Below are 8,523 nucleotides of genomic sequence, written 5' to 3' on the forward strand. Positions count from 1 at the left end.
GAAAGCAACTTAATCGGAGCCGATTTGAGCGGTGCTGACTTGAGCGGTGCTGACTTAACAGGAGCGAAAATCGGTTATGGCGATCGAGTTATGGTCAAACTTACCCGGACTACATTAACAGGTACAATCTTACCCGATGGTACTGTTCATAGCTAAATTATTTAGTTTTTAGTCAGTCGTTGTAGACGCGGGTTTTACGCGCAATATTTGCTGCAACTCCAAATACAAAAAAATTCGCCCTTTGCGAATTTGGGATAAAAACTTATATTGTATACGCTAGAACAACCGCAATAAAATTGGTTCGTAGTGAGGGCATTCGCCGTCATAGTTTTATGAGGACTTGCATTCCTCGCTGCGTACCCATAATGGTTAAATTACTTGACATGATATTACGCGATCCCGATCGCACCAACCGAGTTTTGTACCCGGTTTAAGAACTGCAACGAGGTCTTTTCGTTCATCAAACCCCGTTTCTGTCTCCAACAGGGCTAATCGAGATTCATATTACAGCAACCGCCAAAATGGTTCCTGTTCTATTTTTCACTTCTTCCGACTTCCATCGGACTGGCATCCGTTACATCCGTCGAGCGAATCCGTTCCCGCACTTCCTTCTATCCTTTACATCCCGTACATTGCTCGTTGCCGAACTTCTTCCTTCCGTTATTAATTACTTCCGCCACGGCGATTGCGTAACTTTCGTCCAGCAGCCAGCATAGCACTTCCCGCCATCAAACCTCCCACAGTCATTGGCTCGGGAACCGGCTCAGGTTGGACCGTTCCCACAGAACCGCTTTTAATAAATACAGCAGAATCTAACTTGCCATCGCCCACATCTTTAATGCGGATACTGAGAACATTCGTCTGATTTTTCTTGAGCAAACCCTCAAAACCTAAAACCTTAGTAAAACCGTCCAGCTTAATGATGTTAGCAGCAATACCTGTGAAACTTGGGTTGTCAACATAGTCGGGGTGATCTTTAGAGCGATTATATGGATCGGGAACAAGATTATTAATCGTAACTGTTTTTCCGTCGCTCAATTTTGCCAAATTAATGCCGTTCAGCAGCAGTTCAAAATCGTCATTATATTTAGAACCGCCGAACTCAGGAAACTCCTCAGAAGCAAATACATATTGAAAGAACAACTTTTCAACCGTGCTATTAGCAAAAAAGCTGAGGTTTAGCTGAGTCAGATCCCCCTGTTCACCATTATGACCAAAGTCCGTGCTTAAATCGCTGTCCTGCGTCGTGAAGTTATCTTTCCGATTCTGACCCGGTATATCGCCGACTCTACCCGTGCTCAGAACAACACCTGATGTCAAACCGAAGGGGTCATTAGTGAAAGTACCAAAAGCAGCCGAATTACCCGTAATTGAAACAGAGAAATTACTCAACCCGGCTGTATTAGCCCCCAATAAATTATTTTTTAAATTTTCAGTGTTATTAGTTGCCCCTACCGAAAATGCCATTGCTGGCGCTGTCAACAAACTCAGAGCAGTAGTTAATGTAGCTGTTAAGGCAGCAATTTTGTGAGTAATTATCATAAAATTTTCCTGGAAGATACAAACCTTATCCTATCCACAACTTAATTTTTACATTATATAACTATTAATGTCTAGTGCCTTTACCATAACTTTACACGTAAGTGAATATACGCTTTTGGTGATTATTTGTTTTGGTAAATGTTGGTAGTTAGTCACCCAATAAACCTCAGCGCAAAAATAGGGATGCAAAAATAAACGTACATAGACGAATAATTTCAGGACTTAGGCGCTGGAGACAAAAGAAACCGGGTTCAAATACCGTTTGCGAGATCCCAAATGACTAATGACTAATGACTAATAGCTAATGACTCAGGAAAGATGACCTCGCCCAAAAAACGTATACAAGCGCCCGATTCCTGTCCTAGAGATATCAAAATTTTTGACCATAGTTCAACATTTCAGGTTCATCTGTGGAGTAAATCTCAAATCGTTGAGTCACCGAAGTCTCGCTCCCCGCTAAAATCTAAAATCTCTAATCGACTGACTGTTGACTAAAATCCCCTTGCTTCTCCTTCCCCGCGCCGATCGGCAGCCCCTTCCAACCAACCGTCTGCAGTCAGGACGATCGCATTGGCATTGCCCCAGTCGTCACGTTCGGAAATCAGGTGTCCCCGCCGCCGCAACTCCGAAAGCGTCGCAATCTCAAAACCTCCCCGTTCCACCATCAGGCGATCCGGTTGCCACTGGTGGTGTACGCGAGGTGCAGACACAGCATCGCCGACTTTCATGTCGTAAACCAATACGTTCAGTACAATTTGCAGCACCGTGGTAATAATCGTGCTGCCTCCGGGAGCTCCCGCAGCAAGGCGAAATTTGCCATTTTCTGTCACGATGACCGGCGTCATGCTGGATAAAGGAGTTTTGTCCGGGGCGATCGAATTTGCCTCCCCGCTCACCAAACCAGACGACAAATTCGGCACTCCTGGCGCCGCTGCAAAATCATCCATCTCGTTGTTGAGCAAAATTCCCGTACCCGCGGCCACGGCTCCAGCCCCAAAACCCCCATTCACCGTAAACGTTAAGCTGACTACGTTGCGCTCTTCGTCGACTACCGTCAGGTGGGTAGTTTCGGGAGACTCCCACAGCAGACGATTCAAAGTTTCAGCGTCAACAGCCTTTACCTCGCTAGAGGGTCTGGCTTTTGACATCTGGATTTGCGATCGTCTCAATTTGGCATAATTGCTGCTAGTCAAAGCTTTGACCGGTACACTCACAAAATCCGGGTCGCCCAGATACTCAGCCCGGTCAGCATAAGCAATCCTCATGCTCTCCGCCAGCAAGTGCAAAGTATCTGGACTTTGCCTCCCCAACCTCTTGAGCTCGGTATCTCCCAGAATATTTACCCCTCTTCTGCCTAGAGTGACAGAAGAGGGGTAAGATTTGCAACAAATGAACACCGCCGGAAGAAGGAGGGGACATCGCGCAAATTTCGTAAGTGCGAAAGTTGCCACAAACCGGATTTCGCCAAATCGGCGTATAGTTTTTCAAATCTTCGAGAGTGATAATGCCGCCGTTTTTAGCCATATCAGCGGCGATCGCCCGCGCAATGTCCCCGGTATAAAAACTCTGCGGATTTTGTGCAATCTGCCGCAAAGTCCGCGCCAAATCCCGCTGCACCAAAAGCTCACCCGGCTGGTATAAAATGCCACTACGAGTAAAAACCTCCCGCGCTGCCCGGTTTTTTTTGAACACATCCTGTCGTCGCCCGGTAGCCGTGGTAAACCGCGAACTTACCGGAAAGCCTTTTTCAGCCAGGGCGATCGCCGGCGCCACCACCGCAGCCCAAGGCAACTTACCATACTCGCGGTGCAGCGTATAAAGTCCAGCAACAGTACCCGGAATACCCGCCGCCAAATGCCCGTCCCGACTTGCCCTTGGGCGCACCTTACTTTGCTTGTCGAGGTACATATCCCGCGCCGCCCGTTTCGGAGCTCGTTCCCGGAAATCCAGCGCTTGCACAGTCCCCGTTTCGGCCCGCCGCAGGAGCAAAAAACCCCCGCCGCCGATACCCGCCGAAAAAGGCTCCACCACCGAAATCGCCAAAGCCGTAGCAGCCGCCGCATCCACTGCATTGCCTCCCTGTTGTAGCAGGGCCAGCCCCGCAGCGCTCGCCAGAGGGTGAGCTGAAACTGCCATGCCCTGTTTGCTGCGCTGCTGCTGCAAGGTTGGGTGTAGCTGTTGCTGGCAGCCGCCCAACACCAAGACTGTTAGGTAACAAGTATAAATTTGCACTTTGCTCAAGAACTTTGGCAACATTTTTTACGGATGAGGCGAGAATTTTTTATAGTATACTTTTAGAAGCATCTTCCCTAACACCTAGCGGTACTGAGTTCAACCGCAAATAAATTACCTGTTATGCCAGATGGGGAAACCATTTGACCCTGGGAACCTCTCGCGGTACAAGAGGAATAGAGAAAAGAGGGACACCTTATGGCAATTTAATAATTAAACAAGTTGAAAAAAGCATCTTTTTTGAAAAGCTAGTGATTTCAAAAAAGCTGATAATCGGCGAGAAACTGCATTGCTGATTTACGATAGGAAATGCTAAAGAGGCAAATTAGAGAAACCAATATTCACAAATATTCTGAATTTTCAAATTATTTTTTTTCCTAGCCTGATTAAGCATCCCCAGTAAATGAAACCTCAAAAATAATTAACTCACACTTTTAGGTGATTGCTATGGTAATGCCACACATAGCAGACTTAGCAGATCAGTTTTTCGGAAGTTGTTCTACTGATGAGTTAATCAATAAAACAGGTTTGTGGCCAGGACTTTGACCTCAGTCCCCCGCCAGGGGGGGTCGGAGAAAAAATTTTACGATCGCCGATTAACTGACATCTATCTGAGTCAGAAAGTAGGTTTTTTAGTAGATATCTAATTCTCAAGCCAATAATTTTGGGTGAGGCCCAGTTTTTGTGGGTAAGCGGTATTAAAGCAAAAAGATGCGATCGACTTTAGGAAAATTCCAATCCCCCTACCAAACCCTAAATGCCTAGCAACCGAGGTCTGTGTCAGAAAAACTGCCTCCCAAATAGTCTGCACTCCGTCTTTTAACGGCTTTCCCCCCTTATGGTAGATAACACTGAGGTTGGTAAGCCTGTTATATTGGCAGTATCTAGGCAAGTTTCCTGGCTACAGGTACTTGCACGTAAAGGAGTTAGAGTGTCTGCTGAGAGACTATACTTCGGCGAACAACTACCAAACCACACCTTAATGCAAGTTATGAACAGCCAAAAAGTTAGTGTAATCATTCCTGCATTCAATGCTGCCGACACTCTGGCTGAGACAGTTGCCTCCGTACTCAATGGCACCCACAAGAATCTAGAAATTTTAATTGTTGATGACTTTTCTACTGATGCTACAGACAAAGTTGCTGCTAAGCTGGTCGAGCAAGATTCGAGAATTCAATACTTCAGAAATCCCCAGAATTACGGGGTTTCTAAGTCTAGAAATTTAATGATATATCGCGCCACAGGCGAGTATGTAGCGTTTATCGACAGCGACGATACCTGGGAACCCAATAAGTTAGAAGTTTGTTTGAAGATGCTCGCAGACAATCCCGAAGTCAAAGCTGTGGCTCACGCTTTGCGATATTTAGACAAGCACGGTAAAAAGTTGAGTTATATTCCCACCTATCCTACAACTAAAGCAGAAATGCAGGCGATTAAGGAGACAGGCGAAAGTCCTTGGGTTTTCCCGTCTTCTGTTGTAGTTTATCGCTCCATTATTCTCAAGGAAGGCGGGTTTGCAGAAGATTGGCAGGTAGGAGAAGATACAGAGTTATTTACCAAACTTGCTCAAAAGTATGGCTTGCTAGCGGCGACAGAACCCTTGGGAAATTATCGAATTAGAGGGAACTCTCTCACAGATAAGCATTGGCTGAAAAAGCGTATAGCTTCTGATTGTGTCAAGGAAAACCAACTGCGGCGCTTGCGGGGAGAAAAAGAGTTATCACTCCACGAGTACGAACAGTTATGTTTTAAGAATTTGCCGCTTTTGCAAAGGCTTAACAAATTTCGAGAAGTTTTGGCACTGCACTACATGAGAAAGTTGGGACAAAGTTGGTTAAATCGGGAGGTTTTGCCGACTCTTGTTTACGGCGTGGCTACCACAGTGCTCAATCCTCAAGCTACTGTGCACAAGTGGAAATGGATGAAGGCTCACGAAAAGTTGAGTCATCAAACGGCAGAAGGTATGGGTCATTCGCCAGAATTAAACCCCCAGCGATCGTCTGAAATCGGGGGGCTGTCCTAAAGGATGTGACAGTTGTATGCGGGTTTAGTGAAGAAATTAGGTGCTGCCAATCAAGCCGAATCGAAGCCGATCGCCCAGAGACTTGTTAATACGCGATATTGGGGTTGGGAGCCGTATTTGACTGTTAATATCCTGTCTGGTCAATTACCGGCAATACCAGCTACAGTGGCTTGCAGCCGTGCGATGGGACACGATATACAAATCTTTGAAAGCCACCAGCCGATGTCAGCCTTGATTTATTCGGCCGCCAGCTTCAACCCTATACAGCGTGCAAATAGCAGCGTGCGCCGATCGTTCTATTTGCTGCGACAACAGTTACACTAAATATCATAATATAAGTAAAGAGCAAAGTTGATTGAATGAAAAAATGGGTAGCAAGCGCTTTTTTACTACATAAAATAAAAACAAAAATTTAGAAAAAATTCTGCTTTCTCCCTTCAGAAGAAGCTCGCCTTTTTATTTGGAATTAGATTGAATTTATGGACTGGCAAGAAATTTCTGGCAATTGGGTATTAATTCCCTCAAGACCGATCGCGATCGTGCATTTTCTCGGCGGCGCATTTGTGGCGACAGCACCGCAACTCACCTATCGCTGGCTGTTAGAGGCTTTGGGGAATCAAGGATATCTTGTAGTAGCAACGCCGTTTGTCAATACTTTGGATCATATTGCGATCGCCCGCGATGTCCTCAACAAATTTGAAAATGCCCTCGATCGCCTGCGCGGCACTAAATTGCTCAAATCTTCCTATCTCCCCATTTACGGTATGGGACACAGCATGGGATGCAAACTGCACTTGCTGATCGGTTCTGTATTTGACGTAGAAAGGGCAGGCAATATTCTGATTTCTTTCAACAATTATGCGGCATCCGAAGCAATCCCGATCGTCGAGCAAATTTCCCCCGTCTTTAACGTCGAGTTTACCCCTTCCCCACAAGAGACTAATCGCCTCGTCCAAGATAGCTATCAAATCCGGCGCAATCTTTTAGTCAAATTTAACGGCGACAACATTGACCAAACTCTGCTGTTAACCAAACTGCTAAAAGCACGATTTCCGGACATGATTACAGTTCAGACTTTAGCCGGCAACCATCAAACGCCATTGGGGCAAGATGTTAGCTGGCCTGTGGGTCAAATTTTTACACCCTTCGACGCGATCGGGCAGTGGGTCAAACAAGAAGTGTATCGAGAATTAAATCAATTAAAACAGACAATTCTGCTGTGGCTTAATCCTCTGTTCAAGGATTTTAAATCTTAAAGTTCAGATTTTAGCTTGGTGACATTAAATTGAAAAATTACGCATAAACTCTATCTGTAGGGTGCTTATGGCGCACACGCTACTTAGGAATTACGCATAAACTCTATCTGTAGGGTGCTTATGGCGCACCTTACGCTACCAATAGTGTTAAAAAGCCGTTTGCCTAACTCCTAAAACTGCCAAGGGATGTCTCAGCTATGCACTCATAGCCGCGATGATCCTACTTTTCCGACTTTTCCGACTTAAAAGATCCGACTTTTCCGACTGACATGAGCCTGAGTGGTGAGTCAACATGGTGATAGGTGCATCTGAGGCTAGGTAAATTACGGCCTAAATTAATCGCCAGTTGTTTGTCCACTTAGAGTGTCGGCACCCACAGATGTTAATTTCTAGTTCTGCATCAGTCCCTTCCTCATGCACTCCAGATATAGATTCAGCTTTTTGGAAATTATGGCAGGATAATCAAGATTATCTTTACCGTTGCTGTCGCAAGTGGATGGGCAATCCAACCGATGCTGAAGATGCCCTCAGTCGCGCGATGCTGAAAGCTTGGGAAAAAGCAAGAGATTCTACGGATGATATCAAAAACTTTAAGGCTTGGTTAACCAAACTGACTTATAACCTGTGCGCCGATATCCATCGAGAGCGCAACAGGGGTGCAGTAGGAGTTGACAGTTTAGACACCATTGCTATAGGAAACGAAACCGAATTAATTAGCCAAGAAGAAACACCTGTTCGCGCTGCTATGCGGGGAGAAGTTGAATTATTTTTTCGCGAGGCAATAGATGAGTTGCCCGATAGATTGCGCGAGACTTTTATTCTCCATTTTGAATCAGGGCTATCTTATCCAGATATTGCAGAACAACTTAATATTTCCTACGATAACGTCCGCAAGCGCATTTCCCAGGCGCCGGCAATTTTGCGTCAGCGGTTCAAGGAAAATTTCGGTGAAGATGGGACTGACTCGGATTTTTCTAATCCTAAGTCGAGGGTTTCTCCTCAGTCGGCCAAAGGGAAAAAGTCTCAGAATATTGTTGAAAAAAAACCGATTACAGAGGAGATTGAAGAAAGAGAAATTGTTGCAGGTGGGGAAGTTCAAGAGCCGGTTTTAGTGAATGCTAAATCTGATGGGGAGATAAAAGAAAGAGAAATTGTTGCCGGTGAGGAACAGCAAGAAGCCGCAGTGTGTATTTTGCATCTAGACGCGAAGGATTATTCGTCCCTACGGATCTTGGCAAATAGTCTGGGGAATGACAGCGAAAAAGCGATCGCCCCTAACCCCTACAGCGGATTACTTTCTGAGTCTGGGGAAAGCCAAAAAGCTCTTGGTGTGCAGGCATCATTAATGCAGCCCGCACAGGGCTGTTGTACCATCAGCGACTGCAATCCGCTGTATTCCTCTTCTGTCACTCTAGGCAGAGTATAATAGGACAAAATCTCTCAAACCTGAGCTGGGTCTATGGTTAAGCC

Annotated in this window: 8 protein-coding genes; 5 read left to right on the forward strand and 3 right to left on the reverse strand. The window is 45.7% G+C overall.

All coding sequences use genetic code 11. The annotated features are described in order from the left end of the window. Window positions 1-156: pentapeptide repeat-containing protein (locus tag QUA45_RS26505; RefSeq protein ID WP_333222773.1), on the forward strand; the 156-nt coding region annotated here is incomplete at its 5' end. 507 nt (window positions 157-663) lie between these two features. Here QUA45_RS26505 and QUA45_RS26510 read toward each other — a convergent pair. The 3 genes from QUA45_RS26510 to QUA45_RS26520 all read right to left on the reverse strand — a co-directional run bounded on the left by QUA45_RS26510 (window position 664) and on the right by QUA45_RS26520 (window position 3,798). Continuing rightward, complete coding sequence (locus QUA45_RS26510) at window positions 664-1,542, reverse strand: choice-of-anchor L family PEP-CTERM protein (protein WP_333222764.1); 879 nt, start codon at window positions 1,540-1,542, stop codon at window positions 664-666. Between the two features lie 491 nt (window positions 1,543-2,033). After that, window positions 2,034-2,807, reverse strand: coding sequence for a gamma-glutamyltransferase (locus QUA45_RS26515; protein ID WP_445305346.1), 774 nt, complete (start codon window positions 2,805-2,807; stop codon window positions 2,034-2,036). Continuing rightward, entirely contained in the window at window positions 2,788-3,798 is a 1,011-nt protein-coding gene (locus QUA45_RS26520; RefSeq protein ID WP_333222766.1) for a gamma-glutamyltransferase, read from the reverse strand. The genes QUA45_RS26515 and QUA45_RS26520 overlap by 20 nt, the downstream gene beginning before the upstream one ends. 814 nt (window positions 3,799-4,612) lie before the next feature. Between QUA45_RS26520 and QUA45_RS26525 the strand changes: the two genes are divergently transcribed. The 4 genes from QUA45_RS26525 (at window position 4,613) to QUA45_RS26540 (ending at window position 8,479) form a co-directional block, all read left to right on the forward strand. After that, window positions 4,613-5,797: a glycosyltransferase family 2 protein gene (locus QUA45_RS26525; protein WP_333095250.1), complete on the forward strand. Its 1,185-nt coding sequence runs from the start codon at window positions 4,613-4,615 to the stop codon at window positions 5,795-5,797. A 27-nt stretch (window positions 5,798-5,824) separates the two neighbouring features. Then, entirely contained in the window at window positions 5,825-6,121 is a 297-nt protein-coding gene (locus QUA45_RS26530) for a hypothetical protein (RefSeq protein WP_333222768.1), read from the forward strand. Between the two features lie 155 nt (window positions 6,122-6,276). Then, on the forward strand, window positions 6,277-7,053 hold the full coding sequence (locus tag QUA45_RS26535; RefSeq protein WP_333095246.1) for a DUF1350 family protein: 777 nt from the start codon (window positions 6,277-6,279) through the stop codon (window positions 7,051-7,053). Between the two features lie 379 nt (window positions 7,054-7,432). After that, complete coding sequence (locus tag QUA45_RS26540) at window positions 7,433-8,479, forward strand: sigma-70 family RNA polymerase sigma factor (RefSeq protein ID WP_333222771.1); 1,047 nt, start codon at window positions 7,433-7,435, stop codon at window positions 8,477-8,479. Window positions 8,480-8,523 lie beyond the last annotated feature (44 nt).

Origin of the sequence: Microcoleus sp. Pol12A5 (assembly GCF_036701435.1) — a bacterium.
Taxonomy (GTDB): Bacteria; Cyanobacteriota; Cyanobacteriia; order Cyanobacteriales; family Microcoleaceae; genus Microcoleus.

Bases quoted from the DNA above. Each gene is read 5' to 3' on its own strand.
- QUA45_RS26510 (WP_333222764.1), bottom strand. From the start codon at position 1,542: ATGATAATTACTCACAAAATTGCTGCCTTAACAGCTACATTAACTACT.
- QUA45_RS26515 (WP_445305346.1), bottom strand. From the start codon at position 2,807: ATGAGGATTGCTTATGCTGACCGGGCTGAGTATCTGGGCGACCCGGAT.
- QUA45_RS26520 (WP_333222766.1), bottom strand. From the start codon at position 3,798: ATGTTGCCAAAGTTCTTGAGCAAAGTGCAAATTTATACTTGTTACCTA.
- QUA45_RS26525 (WP_333095250.1), top strand. From the start codon at position 4,613: ATGGTAGATAACACTGAGGTTGGTAAGCCTGTTATATTGGCAGTATCT.
- QUA45_RS26535 (WP_333095246.1), top strand. From the start codon at position 6,277: ATGGACTGGCAAGAAATTTCTGGCAATTGGGTATTAATTCCCTCAAGA.
- QUA45_RS26540 (WP_333222771.1), top strand. From the start codon at position 7,433: ATGTTAATTTCTAGTTCTGCATCAGTCCCTTCCTCATGCACTCCAGAT.